This is a genomic window from Mesoterricola sediminis (assembly GCF_030295425.1).
GTDB classification, from domain to species: Bacteria; Acidobacteriota; Holophagae; order Holophagales; family Holophagaceae; genus Mesoterricola; species Mesoterricola sediminis.
On sequence record NZ_AP027081.1, the window covers coordinates 595,108 to 610,641 of the forward strand.

The 15,534-nt window shown below is 73.2% G+C and carries 10 protein-coding genes; 2 read left to right on the top strand and 8 right to left on the bottom strand.

The window, feature by feature from the left end:
- The first annotated feature begins 71 nt into the window (after positions 1-71).
- The gene (locus R2J75_RS02650) at positions 72-4,091 is read left to right on the top strand and encodes a DEAD/DEAH box helicase (RefSeq protein WP_316411021.1); all 4,020 of its coding nucleotides are present in this window, start codon (positions 72-74) and stop codon (positions 4,089-4,091) included.
- A 70-nt stretch (positions 4,092-4,161) separates the two neighbouring features.
- On the opposite strand, the gene R2J75_RS02655 is transcribed toward R2J75_RS02650, so the two are convergent.
- The 8 genes from R2J75_RS02655 to kdpF all read right to left on the bottom strand — a co-directional run bounded on the left by R2J75_RS02655 (position 4,162) and on the right by kdpF (position 14,732).
- Positions 4,162-5,910, bottom strand: coding sequence for an alpha-amylase family glycosyl hydrolase (locus tag R2J75_RS02655; protein WP_316411022.1), 1,749 nt, complete (start codon positions 5,908-5,910; stop codon positions 4,162-4,164).
- A gap of 133 nt (positions 5,911-6,043) precedes the next feature.
- Positions 6,044-6,892 (bottom strand): DMT family transporter, encoded by an 849-nt coding sequence (locus R2J75_RS02660; protein WP_243334281.1) that lies wholly within the window; start codon positions 6,890-6,892, stop codon positions 6,044-6,046.
- The gene (locus tag R2J75_RS02665) at positions 6,889-7,581 is read right to left on the bottom strand and encodes a response regulator (RefSeq protein WP_243334283.1); all 693 of its coding nucleotides are present in this window, start codon (positions 7,579-7,581) and stop codon (positions 6,889-6,891) included. The genes R2J75_RS02660 and R2J75_RS02665 overlap by 4 nt, the downstream gene beginning before the upstream one ends.
- On the bottom strand, positions 7,571-10,273 hold the full coding sequence (locus tag R2J75_RS02670; RefSeq protein ID WP_316411023.1) for a sensor histidine kinase: 2,703 nt from the start codon (positions 10,271-10,273) through the stop codon (positions 7,571-7,573). Before R2J75_RS02670 ends, R2J75_RS02665 begins: the two co-directional genes overlap by 11 nt.
- 6 nt (positions 10,274-10,279) lie before the next feature.
- The gene (gene kdpC / locus R2J75_RS02675; RefSeq protein ID WP_243334286.1) at positions 10,280-10,843 is read right to left on the bottom strand and encodes a potassium-transporting ATPase subunit KdpC; all 564 of its coding nucleotides are present in this window, start codon (positions 10,841-10,843) and stop codon (positions 10,280-10,282) included.
- A 12-nt stretch (positions 10,844-10,855) separates the two neighbouring features.
- Positions 10,856-12,922, bottom strand: coding sequence for a potassium-transporting ATPase subunit KdpB (gene kdpB / locus R2J75_RS02680; RefSeq protein ID WP_243334287.1), 2,067 nt, complete (start codon positions 12,920-12,922; stop codon positions 10,856-10,858).
- Positions 12,919-14,643 carry a potassium-transporting ATPase subunit KdpA gene (kdpA, locus tag R2J75_RS02685; RefSeq protein ID WP_243334288.1) on the bottom strand — a complete coding sequence of 575 codons (1,725 nt, stop codon included), beginning with the start codon at positions 14,641-14,643 and terminating at the stop codon, positions 12,919-12,921. The genes kdpB and kdpA overlap by 4 nt, the downstream gene beginning before the upstream one ends.
- Complete coding sequence (gene kdpF, locus R2J75_RS02690; RefSeq protein WP_243334289.1) at positions 14,640-14,732, bottom strand: K(+)-transporting ATPase subunit F; 93 nt, start codon at positions 14,730-14,732, stop codon at positions 14,640-14,642. The genes kdpA and kdpF overlap by 4 nt, the downstream gene beginning before the upstream one ends.
- Before the next feature lie 211 nt (positions 14,733-14,943).
- Between kdpF and ahpC the strand changes: the two genes are divergently transcribed.
- Positions 14,944-15,510 (top strand): alkyl hydroperoxide reductase subunit C, encoded by a 567-nt coding sequence (ahpC, locus tag R2J75_RS02695; RefSeq protein ID WP_243334290.1) that lies wholly within the window; start codon positions 14,944-14,946, stop codon positions 15,508-15,510.
- Positions 15,511-15,534: the final 24 nt, after the last annotated feature.

Genomic DNA, 15,534 nt, shown 5'->3' on the forward strand with positions numbered 1-15,534 from the left:
CCGGTCCGCGATAGTCTGATCAGATGCCTGTTCTTTGGGTTTCCGACCTCGACCTCGATTCGCTCCAGCCTGTGCCTGAGGCCATCCTCCTGGCCCTGGGGGCCATAGGACAGCCCACAGCCCGGGGCCACCTGGCCCAGACCCTGGTGAAATCCAGGGTGGCGCCCCAGGCCGCGGCGTGGATCGGGAATCCGGCGGGCATGACCCCCGTGCTGGCGCGGCTGAAGGAGGCCGGCTGGGTGGAGGAGCCCAGCCGGGGCTACTGGACCCTGGCCCCGCGGGCCCTGGAGCCCGTCTGCCGCCGGGCCCACCGGAAGGCCGTCCTCCGGGCGCTGGCCGCGGCGGGGCAGGGGACCTTCGAATCCGGCCGGGTGCTCCTGGACGCCGTGGGGCGGGACCTGGCGGCGCTGCGGCTCACCTTCCTGGAGGGCAAGCCCGTCGAATGGCTGCCCGCCTCCGAGCGGGTCGCCCAGGCTCACCGGGCGGCCCTGGGCTTCCGGGATCCCCTGGCGCTCCTGTGCGGCCGCCCCTTCGATCCCGCCTGGTTCGGCGGCCTGTCCCCGGAGGCCCAGAGCTACGGGGCCTGGGCCCTCCTGCACGACGCCCTGCGCTTCGGGGCCGAGGACCCGGCCTTCCTCTCCTGGCTGGCCGAACGGGCCCAACGCGGGGCCGGTCCCCTGGGGCCCGTGACCGAATGGCTGCTCCTGGAGGGCCGCCTGGACGAGGCCCGGGTCCGCCTCGACAAGCTCCGGCCCGAGCAGCGGGCCCTCACCCCCCTCGCCCTCCTCGGCGCGGCCCTGGCCCTGGCCCGGGGCGACGCGGCCGCGGCCTCCGCCGGCTTCGAGGGGGTGCTGGAGCACCTGGCCCGGGGACCCCGCCGCAAGGCGGTGCACCTGCCCGGCATCATGGATCTGTTCTGCTTCCTCGCCTTCATCGGCCGGGGGGATGACGAGGGCCTGCGGCTTGCGACCGAACGGCTGGAAGTCCTGGGGCGCCGCCAGGAGGGGGACCCCCTCCGGGAGCTGCTGGCCCCCTTCCAGCGCCTGCTCCTGCACCGGGCCGGCCTGCCCCCCAAGCCGGCCCTGCCGGGCCGGGAACGTCCGCGGGGCCTTGCCCGCTTCGTGGACCTTCTCTGCGAGGCCCTCTGCGGGGCCCGCCTGGACCCCGCCGATGCGGAAGGGCTGCGGGAGGCCCTGGCCGAGGGGCCCTTCGGGCTCTTCCGGGTGGAGCTGGAGGAACTGATCCGGCGCGCGGGCGGGGCCTTGCCCACCCGGCGCCTCCCCTTCCTGGACCTGGTGGGCCACCCCGAAGGGTGGGAGAAGGCCCTGGAGGATCTGAAGGGCCTGGGCCGGCCGGCCTCGAAGGGGCGGCCGGGGCGCCTGGCCTGGTGGGTGTGGCGCAGCGACGAGGCGCGGGGCCCCTACGCCCTGGAGGCCCGGGAGCAGCGCCAGGACGCCCGCGGGCAGTGGACCCGGGGCAAGGCCATCGGCCTCAAGCGCCTCAAGGACGAAGCCCGGACCTTCGACTTCCTGCTGCCCCAGGACCACGCCGTCATCGCCTGCATCCGGGAGGGCTGGAAGGGGTGTGAACTCAACGTGGAGGCCGCCCTCCAGGCCCTCGTGGGCCACCCGGTGGTCTTCTGGAGCGAAGGGGACGTGGACCAGGCGGCCCGCGTGGAAGTGGTGGCCGGCCAGCCCGAGCTGCGCGTGGAGCGCCGGGACGACGTCCTGGAGCTCCGCCTCGAACCCCCCCTGTCCGACCAGGACGTCATGGTGGTGCCCGACGGCCTCTTCCGGGTGCGGGTCATCGCCATCACCGGGGCCCACCGGCGGCTGGAATCCATCCTCGGCCGGGGGCTCGGCGTCCCCCTGGCGGCCCAGGACCAAGTGCTCAAGGCCCTGCGGGCGGTGGCCCCCATGGTCACGGTGCAATCCGATGTGAAGGTCCGCGAGGACGCGGCCCGCAGGGCGGGCATGGAGAAGGTGGCCGGGAACCCCGCGATGCAGCTGCTCCTCATGCCCTTCCACCAGGGCCTGAAGGCCCAGCTGCGGGTGGAGCCCCTCCCCGGCGGCGGCTTCCACGCCCCGGGCCAGGGCGGCGCCAACCTGCTCGTGGACGAGGGCGGCGCCACCAGGCTGGTGACCCGGGACCTGGAGGCGGAACGCGCGGCGGCCGACGCGCTGCTGGCGGCCCTCCCCTCCCTGCCCGCGGACGAGGGCCGGGCCGAATGGATGCTGGACGACCCCGAGGCCTGCATGGCCCTGCTCCTGGACCTGGAAGGGGCCCCGGGGCTGGCCCAGGTGCGGTGGCCCGAGGGCGGCCGGCTGGCGCCTCCCCGGACCCTGGGCCTGGAATCCGTGAGCCTGCGGGTGCGGGCCGGGGGCGGCTGGTTCGAGGCGGAGGGGGAGGTGAAGCTGGACGAAGGCCAGGTCGCCAACCTCCAGGAACTGCTGGCGGCCAGCGAATCCGCCGGAACCCGGTTCGTGCGCCTCGCCGACGGCAAGGTCTACGCCCTCGCCGAATCCTTCCGCCGCCGCCTGGATGACCTGCGCGCCCTGGGCGAGGTGCGGGGCTCCGCCGTGCGGCTCCCGGCCCTGGGCGCCCTGGCCCTGGAGGGCCTGGAGGGGGAGACCGGGAGCTTCCAGGCCGATGCGGCCTGGCGGGCGCGCCTGGGCGACCTGCAGGCGGCCCTGGCCTGGGAGCCGGACCTGCCCGCGGGCTGGGAGACCCCCCTGCGGGCCTACCAGCTGGACGGCTACCGGTGGATGCAGCGCCTGGCGAAGGCCGGCCTGGGGGCCTGCCTCGCCGACGACATGGGCCTGGGCAAGACGGTCCAGACCCTGGCCCTGCTGTCGGCCCGGAGCGCGGAGGGCCCGGCCCTCGTCGTGGCCCCCACCAGCGTCTGCGCCAACTGGGAGGCCGAGGCCGCCCGGTTCACCCCGGGACTGCGCCTGATCCGCTTCGGGGAGGGGGACCGGGACGCCGCCGTGCGCGACGCGGGGCCCCGGGACGTGGTGATCTGCACGTACGGCCTCCTGGCCATGGAGGCCGAGCGCCTCCAGTCCCGGGCCTGGGCCACCGTCGTCCTGGACGAGGGCCAGAACATCAAGAACGCCGCCACCAAGCGCAGCCAGGCCGTCATGGAGCTGGAGGCGGGCTTCCGGCTGGTGCTGTCCGGCACCCCGGTGGAAAACCGGCTGGCCGAGCTTTGGAACCTCCTGCAGTTCCTGAACCCCGGCCTCCTGGGCGGACCCGAGCACTTCCGCAAGCGCTTCCAGGAACCCATCGAGCGGGACCAGGATCCCGAGGCCCTGGCCCGCCTGCGTCGGGTGGTGGCGCCCTTCCTCCTGCGCCGCACCAAGGGCGAGGTGGCCAGTGAGCTGCCGCCCCGCACCGACATCGTGCTGGAGCTGGAGCCCAGCCCCGAGGAACGGGCCTTCCTGGAGGCCCTGCGCCGGGCGAGCCTGGACGCCCTCCAGGACGGGCCCGGCCAGTCCATGCAGGTGCTGGCCTCCCTCATGCGGCTGCGGCGCGCCTGCTGCGCCGCCTCCCTTGTCCAGCCGGACCTGGACCTGCCCAGCGCCAAGCGGGAGGCCTTCCTGGACCTGGTGGACGAGCTGCGGGAGAACGGCCACCGCGCCCTCGTCTTCAGCCAGTTCACGGATCACCTGGGCCTGCTGGCCGAGGCCCTCAAGGCCCGGGGCATCCCCTTCCAGCACCTGGACGGGTCCACCCCCGCCCGGGCCCGCACCAAGGCGGTCAAGGCCTTCCAGGCCGGCGAGGGGGACCTCTTCCTCATCAGCCTCAAGGCCGGCGGCACCGGCCTCAACCTGACGGCCGCCGACTATGTGATCCACATGGATCCCTGGTGGAACCCCGCCGCGGAAGACCAGGCCAGTGACCGCGCCCACCGCATCGGCCAGCTCCGCCCGGTCACCGTCTACCGCCTCGTGCTCAAGGGCACGGTGGAACAGCGCATCCTGGCCCTCCACGCCCAGAAGCGCCAGCTGGCGGAGGACATCCTGGAAGGCGCCGCCGCCGCGGCCCGCCTGGACGCCGCCGCCCTCCTCGCGCTGCTGCGGGAGGAGTAGCGCGGACCGGGAGGCTTCGCCCCTCGCGCAGCACCCCGGCCTGGGATCGCTCGGGTCGGGATCGGGCGGGTCAGGTTTCCAGCCAGACCCCCGCGTAGGCGCCGAGGGAGACGCCCGCGGGGGTCAGGCTGACCCGGTTCACGGAGGTCACGGGGCGGAAGCCCCGCAGGTCCAGGGGCACGTAGCGGGCGCGGGGGGAGAGGTTCACCAGCACGAGCAGGGTGCCGCCGGAGCCCCCGTAGCGGGCCAGGAAGAGCTCCCGGTCGGGGCCGCCGATGCGCTCGGGGTAGTGGTCGAAGAAGGAGGACGCGGCCTCCCGGGCGCCCAGGACGCTGGCCAGGAAGTCCACCATGTCCCCGGCGTGGTCCGCGTGGTAGTCCCGGGGCCGGAGCACCCCCCGGTTGATGTTGCGGGTGTCCTTGCGCCGCTCCCGGGGCAGGGCGAGGAGGCGGCGGTTGGGGAAGGCGATCTCGTCGCCGTAGATGACCATGGGGGCCCCGGGCAGGGAGGCCAGGAGGAAGTAGGCCATGGAGAAGCGGGCCTTGTTGGCCCCGAGGAGGGAGAGGGTGCGGCCCGAGACCGAGTGCCCCTGCCGGAAGGGTTTGCCGAACCGGAGGAGGTTGCGGAGCAGGTCGTGGACCTGGCCCGGGTGCAGGTGGGCCAGGCTCAGCTCGTCGTGGTTGCGGAGGAAGTTGAGCCACTGGGCGCCGGGGGGGATGTCCCGGTCCTGCTCCAGGAGGTTCCACAGGTAGTAGGGGTCGTGCTTGGTGAGGCTGATCCAGAGGTTGGCGCAGAGGTGGAAGTTGTAGGCGAAGTGGGCGCCGGCGGCGGCGTCCTCCCCGAAGTAGGTCTTCACGGTCGCCAGGTCCTCGAAGCTCTCGGCCACGAGGATGGCGTTGGGGTGGGCCGCCTCCGCGAGGGTCCGGAAGGCCTGGACCAGGCGGTGGGTGGCGGGATCCGGCCGGTTGATGCGCTTGTAGGCGGGCTTGCCCACGAAGGGGATGGCGTCGAGGCGGAAGTGGAAGCCCAGGCTGGCCCAGTGGAGGAGGACCTTCGCCATCTCCAGGAAGACCTCCGGGTTGGCCCAGTTCAAGTCCAGCTCCTCCGGGTAGTAGGTGTGGTAGTACCAGTGGCCGTCCAGGCCCAGGCGCCAGTGGGGCACCAGGCCGGTGAGCTCGGGGAAGGCGATCTCCACCTCCACGGCGCGGCCGTCCACCTCGTACTCCGCGTACCAGGTGGCGTCCCGCTCCACCTTCCGCAGGAAGCGGGGCGGGTGGGCCGAGTGGATGAAGAAGTCCCGGCACCGGGGGCAGCCCGCCTGGGCGTGCCGGAACCAGGTGCAGGCCTCCGACACGTGGTTGAGCACCGCGTCCACCATGATCTGGATGCCCTGGGCGTGGGCCGCGTCCCGGAAGGCGAGCAGGTCCTCCAGGGTGCCCAGTTCGGGCCGGATGCGGTAGTAGTCGCTGATGTCGTATCCCATGTCCCGCCGGGGCGAGGCCCAGAAGGGCAGCACGTGCATGGCGTTGCAGTGGAGCTTGTGGACGACGGGCAGGTGGGCGATGAGGTTCCGGAAGGGCGGCAGGGCCGGGTCGTAGGTGACGCCCTCGGGGTAGACGGCGTAGAGGCGCATGTGCCGGTGCCAGTCGGGCGGGGTGCCCGTCCAGGGACGGAGGCCCGTGAGGCGGACGTGGGCGTCCAGGGCCACTTCCAGCTCGCCCGCGGCCTCGGGGTAGAGGGCCCGGAGGTGCGGCCGGAGGGTCTCTCCCAGGGAGGCGAGGGTGGCGTTCGGCAAGGTGGGTGTGCCATGGTCGAGCATGAAGGGCCCTTTCATCCGTCCTCGCGGGCGCCTGGACATCGCAGGCCTCCCGGGTTGTCGAGGTTCCCTTCTTGGATGCTCCGCCCGCCCCTCGCACCCCGCCCAGGATGATTCCGGACCGCCGGAAGGTTCCCTACCGCCGGTGGCCGAGGACCGTGCCGTAGGCCACGCCGCCCACGGCCAGGAGGATTCCGGCCAGCCCCCAGGCGCGGATGGGCTCGCCCAGCACCGGGAGGGCGAAGAGGTAGGTGGCCACCGGCGTCAGCTGCAGCCAGACGGCAGCCTCCGGGACGCTCAGGGCGCCGTAGGCCTCGGCCATGAGGACCTGGGCCGCCAGGGCGCAGAGGCTCATGGCCAGGCCCAGGGCCCAGGCCAGGGGCGCGCGGGGCCAGGGGTCCAGGGCGAAGGGCAGGACGACCGGGATTCCCACCAGGCTGAACCAGAAGAAGATCGTCGTGGCATTGCTGCGGGGGCGGGCGGCCCGGATGGCGTTGGCCGACAGGGCCGCGAAGAGGGCGGCGCCGAAGGCCGCGCCCTCCCCCTTCCCGAGGCTGATCGCCAGCCGGCCCTGGCCCAGCACGAGCCCCACGCCCACGGTGGCGAGGGCCAGGGCGAGGGCCAGGTGGACGGTGGGCCGCTCCCGGAAGAAGGCGAGGGCGAAGAGGGTGGCGAGGACCGGGAAGAGGTTGTAGATGATGCCGGCCTCGCCGGCGGGGATGCGGGCGAGGGCCTCGAAGTAGAGGACGACCACGAGGCCGCCGCTCAGGCCGCGCAGGACCAGGAGCCGGCGGTCACCGGGGGTATGGAGGGCGGGCCGGATCCAAAAGGCGATCAAGCAAAGGACGACGCCCACCGCGAAGCGGAGCACCGAGAGGTGGCCCGCGGTGAAGCCCATGTCCGGCCGGCTCAGGCGGCGCGCCAGCACGGCCATCAGGCCGAATGCGGCCGCGGAGCCGAGGAGGGCCAGGCGGGCCCGGATCATCCCTCCACCAGGCGGTAGCCGACCCCCAGTTCGGTCTGGAGGTGGCGGGGCCGGGCCGGGTCCGCCTCCAGCTTGTGGCGGAGCTGGTTCATGTAGACCCGCAGGTAGTGGTGCTGCTGGGCGCTCCCGGGCCCCCACACCTCCTTGAGGAGCTGGTTGTGGGTGAGCACCTTGCCGGCGTTGCGGGCGAGGACGACGAGCAGTTTGTACTCGTTGGGGGTCAGGTGGACCTTTTCGCCCGCCCGGGTCACCGTGCGGGTCTCCAGGTCCAGGGCCACCTCCCCGAAGGCGTAGCGGACCGGCGCCGGCGCGGTCCCGGGCCGGTTCCGCAGGGCCACCCGGATGCGCGCGATGAGCTCCCGGGTGCCGAAGGGCTTGGTGAGGTAGTCGTTGGCGCCGGCCTCCAGGGCGGCGACCTTGTCGTCCTCCTTGCCCCGGGCGCTGACGACGATGATGGGGATGTCCGTCCAGCCGCGGAGGGCGGCCACCACGTCCAGGCCGTCCCGGTCCGGGAGGCCCAGGTCCAGGAGGACGGCGTCCGGGCGGTGGCTGAGGGCCAGGCGCTCGCCCTCCCCCGCCGTGGCGGCCGTCAGCACCCGGTAGCCGTGGGAGGTGAGGGCCGGCCCCAGGAAGCGCAGGAGCTGCGGCTCGTCGTCCACCACGAGGATCAGGTCGCCTTCAGGCCCCATCGGTCTCCTCCTCCACGGGCGGCGCCGGGGGTTCGGCGCCGTAGGGCAGGTGGACGACGAACTGGGCGCCGCCCTGCGGGCGGTTGCCCACCTGGATGTGCCCGCCGTGGGCGCGCACGATGGCCTGGCAGATGGCGAGGCCCAGGCCCGCGCCAGGCCCCGACGCCTGCCCCGGCACCCGGAACAGCTTCTCGAAGATCCGCTCGTGGTAGGCCTCCGGGATGCCCGGCCCCCGGTCGCCCACCACCAGGGCCGCGGCCCGGGCGGTCTGGTGGACCTTGATCTCCACGGGCCCGTCGGGGGCGGAGTGGCGCAGGGCGTTCTCCACGAGGTTGATGAGCACCTGCTCCAGAAGGACCGAATCGCCGTGGAGGAGGATGCCCGGGCGGTCCAGGTCCACCCGGATGTCCCGGCCCTCGGTCTGGCGCTGCAGGCGGGCCAGGGCGCTGCCCACCAGCTCCTCCGCGGGCAGCCATTCCCGGTTCAGCTGGACCGTGCCCGATTCCAGCCGGGTCAGGTCCAGCAGGTTCGTCACGAGGCGATGGAGGCGCCAGGCCTCGTCCTGGATGGCCCCCAGGAGGGACCGGCGCTCGGGCTCGGTGAGGACGCCGGGGTCCTCCAGCAGGGTGGTCGCGCTGCCGGTGATGCCGGCCAGGGGGGTGCGGAGGTCGTGGCTGATGGAGGACAGGAGGGTGCTGCGCAGCTCCTCCCGCTCGGCCCGCACCCGGGTGGCGGCCGCCTCGGTGAGGTACGAGGCCCGCTCCAGGGCCAGGGCCGTCTGGTTGGCGAAGCTCTCCAGGAGGTGGCGGTGGTCCGGTTCCTGCCACAGGGGCCCGCCCTCGCGGGCCAGGGCCATGACGCCGAGCACCCCGCGGCTGCCCTTGAGGGGCAGGAAGAGGGCCCGGGAGGCCGGCAGGACTTCGGTGCCCTGGCCCGCGGCCTGGCCGTGATCGAAGGCCCACTGGGCGATGCTGGCCGCGGGGTCCCCCTCGGCGGGGCGCGCGCCGTCGGCGGGGGCCAGGGCGCCGGAAGGACCGGGCAGGTAGAAGGTCACCTGGGTCTGGAACTGGGCCTCCACGGCGCGCACGGCCGACGCCAGGGTGTCGGTGGTGTCCCCGGCCCGCACCAGGGCCTCCCCCAGGCGGTAGAGGGCGAGGGTCCGCAGCTCCCGCTGCTGGGCACGGATCGCCTGCTGGCGGAGCCGTTCGGTGAGGTCGCCGATGACGAAGCCCATGCCCAGCATGATGAAGAAGGTGCCCATGTGGCGGATGTCCCGGACGGCGAAGGTGAACCGGGGCGGGATGAAGAAGAAGTCGAAGGCGACCACGGACAGGAGGGAGGCCGCCAGGGCTGCCGAACGGCCGTGGCGGATGGCGGCCACCAGGATGGGCACCGTGAAGATCATGACGATGTCCGCCAGCTCGATGCGCCCGAAGACGGCCAGGCCGATCAGGGTGGCCACGGTCACGTAGCCCGCGCAGAGGGCGAGGGTCGCGCCGCCGGGCCACCAGGGGGCGGGGGGCCGGCGGAACCGGACCGGCGTCTCCCGGGCGGCCACGGGGATGACGTGGAGGTGGATGGAGCCCAGGCTGCGGGCGAGCTCCGGCAGGAGGCCGCCCCGGAGGCGCTCCCACCACGCGGGCCGGCTGGCCTGGCCGATGAGGAGCTGGGTGACGTTGCGGCTCCGGGCCAGGGCCACCAGGTCCTCGGCCAGGGTGCCGTGGCCGGGCATGGCGATGCCCTCGCCGCCGAGGCGCTCCACGAGCCGCAGGTGGGATTCGAGCCGCTCCCGGTCCTCGGGCTTGAGGGGGTTGCCGGCGTCCACGTAGACCGCCATCCAGGGCGCGCCCAGGGCGTCGGCGATGCGCCGCGCCTCCCGGACCAGGGCCTCGCCGGAAGGGCGGGGGGTGATGGCCACCATGAGGCGCTGCCCCGCGGCCCAGGTGTCCTGGATGCCCTTGGATTCGCGGTAGCGGCGCATGTCCGCGTCCACGAGGTCCGCCGTGCGGCGCAGGGCCAGCTCCCGGAGCGCGAGGAGGTTGCCCCGGCGGAAGAAGCGCTGCACGGCGTGGCGGGCCTGGTCGGGCACGTAGACCTTGCCCTCCTGGAGGCGCCCCTGCAGCTCCTCCACCGTGATGTCCACCAGCTCGATCTCGTCGGCCCGCTCCAGCACCGTGTCCGGCACCCGCTCCTGGACGATGACGCCCGTGATCTGGGCCACCACCTCCCGCAGGCTCTCCAGGTGCTGGACGTTGACGGTGGTGTGCACGTCGATGCCGGCGTCCAGCAGCTCCAGCACGTCCTGCCAGCGCTTGGCGTGGCGGGACCAGGGGGTGTTGGTGTGGGCCAGCTCGTCCACGAGGACGAGCCCGGGCCGGCGCGCCAGGGCGCCGTCCAGGTCGAACTCCTCCAGGATGATCCCCCGGTGCGCGCCGGGGCGCCGGGGCAGGACCTCCAGGCCCTCCAGCAGGGCCTCGGTGTCGGCGCGCCGGTGGGTCTCCACCACGCCGACCACCACGTCGACCCCCTCGGCCTTCCGGGCGCGGGCGTCCTGGAGCATGGCGAAGGTCTTGCCGACGCCGGGGGCCGCACCGAAGAAGATCTTGAGCCGGGCCCGGCCCGCGCGCGCCTCCTGCTCCTCCACGCGGCGGAGGAGCTCCTCGGGGTCGGGGCGTTCCGGCAGGGCTTCCATCGATCCCTAGGGTAGCCGGGTCGGGGCGCCCATGGCGTCCAGGGCGAGGTTCAGGTCCAGGACGTTCACCACGGGCCGGCCCAGGAGGGGCCGGAAGGCCCGGGCCTCGGCGAGGCGGGTCACGGCCCCAGGGTCCAGGCCCCGGGCCCGGGCCACGCGCGGCGCCTGCCAGCGCGCGGCCTCCAGGGAGATGTGGGGGTCCAGGCCGCTGCCGCTGGCGGTCACCAGGTCCTGGGGCACGGGGCCCGCGCCGGGGTCGGAGGCCTGGAGGACCCGGAGGCGGGCCGCCACGGCCTCGGCCAGGGCCGGGCCGGACAGGGTGGACCCGCCGCTGGCCTGCGCATTGGCGGGGAAGCCGGAGGTGGGGCTGGGGCGGCTCCAGAACCACCGGGGATCCTCCGTGGCCTGGGCGATGAGGCGGCTGCCCCGGACGCGCCCGTCCACCCGGATGGGGCTCCCCGCCGCCTGGCGGGGGAAGAGGGCCCGGGCCAGGCCCGTGGCGGCGAGGGGGTACAGCACGCCCGTGGCGAGGGTCAGGGCGGCGAAGGCGGTCAGCAGGGGTCGGAGCACGGGGGCCTCCCTTCAGACGAGGTGGAGCGCGGTGACGGCCAGGTCCAGCGCCTTGATCCCCACGAAGGGGACCGCGAGCCCGCCCAGGCCGTAGACCAGGAGGTTCCGGCGCAGCAGCTCCGCCGCGGGCAGGGTCCGGAAGGCCACGCCCCGCAGGGCGAGGGGGATGAGGGCCACGATGATGAGGGCGTTGAAGATCACCGCCGACAGCACCGCGCTCTCCGGGCTGTGCAGGCGCATGACGTCCAGGGCCCGGAGCTGGGGGTAGGTGAGGAGGAAGGCCGCCGGGAGGATGGCGAAGTACTTGGCCACGTCGTTGGCGATGCTGAACGTGGTGAGGGAGCCGCGGGTCATGAGCATCTGCTTGCCGATCCGGACGATCTCGATGAGCTTCGTGGGGTTGGAATCCAGGTCCACCATGTTCCCGGCCTCCTTCGCGGCCTGGGTGCCCGTGTTCATGGCCACGGCCACGTCGGCCTGGGCCAGGGCGGGGGCGTCGTTGGTGCCGTCCCCGGTCATGGCGACGAGCCGGCCTCCGGCCTGGTAGTCGCGGATCAGGCGCAGCTTCCGCTCCGGCGTGGCCTGGGCGAGGAAGTCGTCCACCCCGGCCTCGGCGGCGATGGCCGCGGCGGTGAGGGGGTTGTCGCCGGTGACCATGACGGTCTTGATGCCCATGCGGCGGAGCTCGGCGAAGCGCTCCCGGATGCCGCCCTTCACGATGTCCTTGAGCTGGATGACCCCCAGGGCCCGGCCGCCCTCGGCGACGACGAGGGGCGTGCCCCCCTCCCGGGCCACGGCGTCCGCGGCCTCCCGCACCTCGGGGGGGAAGGTCCCGCCCTCGGCCTGGATCCAGGCCGCGACGGCCTCGGTGGCCCCCTTGCGGATGCGGCGGCCCTCCAGGTCCACCCCGCTCATGCGCGTCTGGGCGGTGAAGGGCACGAAGGTCATGTGCAGGCCCTGGAGGTCCCGCTCCCGGAGGCCGCAGGCCTCCTTGGCGAGGACGACGACGCTGCGGCCCTCGGGGGTCTCGTCCGGCAGGGAGGCCAGCTGGGCGGCCTCGGCCAGGGCGTCCTGGTCCACCCCGGGGGCCGGGAGGAAGGCGACCGCCTCCCGGTTGCCCAGGGTGATGGTCCCCGTCTTGTCCAGGAGGAGCACGTCCACGTCCCCGGCGGCCTCCACGGCCCGGCCCGAGGTGGCGATGACGTTGGCCCGGATCATGCGGTCCATGCCCGCGATGCCGATGGCGCTGAGGAGGCCGCCGATGGTGGTGGGGATGAGGCACACCAGGAGCGAGACCAGGACGGTGAGCTGGATGGGGGAGCCGCTGCCGGCGGCCCGGACGGCGTGCTGGCTGAAGGGCAGGAGGGTCGCCACCGCCAGGAGGAAGACCAGGGTGAGGGCGGCCAGGAGGATGTCCAGGGCGATCTCATTGGGGGTCTTGCGGCGCTTGGCGCCCTCCACCATGGCGATCATGCGGTCCAGAAAGCTATCGCCCGAGCGGTGGGTGACCCGCACCACGATCCAGTCGGACAGCACCTCGGTCCCGCCCGTGACCGCGGAGCGGTCGCCGCCGCTCTCGCGGATGACGGGGGCGCTCTCGCCGGTGACGGCGGCCTCGTTCACGCTGGCGATGCCCTCCACCACCTCCCCGTCCAGGGGGATGGTGTCGCCGGCCTCCACCAGCACCAGGTCGCCCACGTCCAGGGCGGCGCTGTCGGCGGGGGTCCAGTCCCTGCGGCCGGCCTTGGCCAGCTTCTTGGCGGTGACCTGGCGGCGGCTGGCGCGGAGGGCGTCGGCCTGGGCCTTGCCCCGCCCTTCGGCGAGGGCCTCGGCGGCGTTGGCGAAGTAGAGGGTGAACCAGAGCCACAGGGCGATCTGGAGGATGAAGCCCGGCCGGGCCTCGCCGTGGCCGCCCAGGCTGTGCAGCCATAGGAGGCTCACGAACACGCTGCACACCCACACCACGCACATGACGGGGTTGCGGATCTGGTGCCGCGGGTCGAGCTTCCGGAAGGCGTCGAGGAGGGCCCGGCGGAGGAGGGGGCCCCGCAGGAGGTCGGGGGAAGTGCGTTCACTCATGGGATCACCTGCCGGATCTGGGCGAGATGTTCGGCCAGCGGTCCCACCGCCAGGGCCGGAAGGAAGGTGAGGGCGCCCACGAGCAGCACGATGGCCACCAGGAGGCCCGCGAAGAAGGGGCTGTGGGTGGGCAGGGTGCCGGGCCCGGGGGGCGTGCGCTTCTTGGCGGCGAGGGCCCCCGCGAGGGCGAGGACGGCCGCGATGGGCGCGAATCGTCCGATGGCCATGGCCAGCGCGAGGCCCAGGTCGAGGAAGGGCACGTCCGCGGTGAGGCCGTTGAAGGCGCTGCCGTTGTTGGCAGCCGCGCTCGTCCACGCGTAGAGGACCTGGCTGAACCCGTGGGGTCCGGACGCGCTGATCCAGCGCATCACATCCGGGTGGAGGACGGTGGCCGCGGCGCCCGCGAGGATCACCGCGGAGGGGATGAGCACGACGAGGGAGGCCATCTTCATCTCGAAGGCCTCCACCTTCTTGCCCAGGTACTCCGGGGTCCGGCCCACCATGAGGCCCGAAACGAAGACCGCGATCACCACGAAGACGAGCATGCCGTAGACCCCCGACCCGACGCCGCCGAAGGCCACCTCGCCGATCTGCATCAGCACCATCTGGGCCAGCCCCGAGAGGGGGGCCATGGCGTCGTGCTGGGCGTTGACGGACCCGTTGCTGGCGGCGGTGGTGGCGGTGGACCACAGCGCCGAGGTCTCGACGCCGAAGCGGGCCTCCTTGCCCTCGAGGTTCCCCGCGGCGCGGACGATGCCGGGCTGGAGGAGGGGGGCGGGGGTGCGCGCCTCGGCCCAGCCCGCCAGGAAGGTGGGCATGAGCAGCAGCAGGGTCATGGCCGCGAAGACGGCCCGGCCCTGGCGGCGGTCCCGCACCATCTTGCCGAAGGTGAAGCAGCAGGCCGCGGGGAGGACCAGGATCGCCAGGATCTGGGCCAGGTTCGCCAGGGCCGTGGGGTTCTCGAAGGGGTGCATGGCGTTGGCCCCGAAGAAGCCGCCGCCGTTCGTTCCCAGCATCTTGATGGCGATCTGGGAGGCCGCGGGGCCCAGGGGGATGATCTGCTCGGCGGGGGCCCCCGGGGGCGGCGGGGCGACCCAGGCCGCGTGCAGGGCCGGGGCCCAGGTCTGGACCACGCCCTGGCCGGCGAGGAACACCGCGAAGAGCAGGGCGAGGGGGAGCAGGACGTAGAGGGTGGTCCGCACGAGGTCCACCCAGAAGCTGCCCAGGTTCGTGGACCGGCGGCGCCGGATCCCCCGGGCCACCGCCGCCATCACCGCGATCCCCGTGGCCGCGGAGAGGAAGTTCTGGACCGTGAGCCCCAGGGCCTGGGCCAGCGGGCCCAGGGCGGCTTCGCCCGCGTAGGCCTGCCAGTTGGTGTTGGTGACGAAGCTGACCGCGGTGTTGATGGCCAGGGGCCAGGCCATCCCGCGGAAGCCCGCGCCGAGGGGCAGGTGGCCCTGGAGGCGGAGCAGGGCCAGGAGGAAGGCGAAGCCCAGGGCGTTGAAGGCCAGGAGGGCGCCCAGGTACTGCTTCCAGTCCATGCGGTCCCCGGCCGTGAGGCCCATGGCCCGGTACAGCCCGCGCTCCAGGGGGCCCAGGATCCGGTCCAGGGGGACACGCTCGCCCTCCAGGACGTTCCCCAGGTACTCGCCCAGGGGCGGACCCAGGAGCAGGAGGAGGACCACCAGCCCGCCGACGAGGAGGAGGAAGACCGGACTCATTGGAAACGCTCCGGCAGGAGCAGGGCGGCCACCAGATAGGCAGCCAAGCCAAGGGCCAGCACGCCGGCCAGGAACCTCAAGGCGGTCATGGGATACCTCCCAGGTCCCAGGGTCGGCCCAGGGCCGTCAAGGTGGCGTCAAGATGGGGGGGCCGGGCGTCAAGACGGCATCAAGATGCCGGCCGCCACTGTGATACATTTTGATTATCAAAATCACAGAATTTTTGAATTATATTTTATCGAATGCGCCGCCTACCTTGGAGAAGTCCCGCGACGGGACCCCGACCTCCAAGGAGACGCCATGCAGACCCTCATCAATTCCCAGCTGCCCGAATTCGCGGTCCAGGCCTACCACAAGGACGCCTTCAAGCCCGTCACCCACAAGGACCTCCTCGGCAAGTGGTCCATCCTCTTCTTCTACCCGGCCGACTTCACCTTCGTCTGCCCCACCGAGCTGGGCGACATGGCCGATCTCTACAGCGAGTTCCAGAAGCTGGGCGTCGAGGTCTACTCGGTGAGCACCGACACCCATTTCGTCCACAAGGCCTGGCATGACGCCTCCGAGACCATCCGCAAGATCAACTACCCGATGCTGGCGGATCCCACCGGCACCCTGACCCGCGCCTTCGGCGTCCACATCGAGGAAGAGGGCCTGGCCTACCGCGGCACCTTCGTCGTTTCCCCCGAGGGCAAGATCAAGCTCGCCGAGATCCACGACAACGGCATCGGCCGCAACGCCGCCGAGCTGCTCCGCAAGGTCCAGGCCGCCCAGTTCGTGGCCAGCCACCCCAACGAAGTCTGCCCCGCCAAGTGGAAGCCGGGTGAAGCCACCCTGAAGCCCGGCCTCGACCTCGTCGGCAAGATCTGATCCCTCCCCGCGACGCGCACCCAG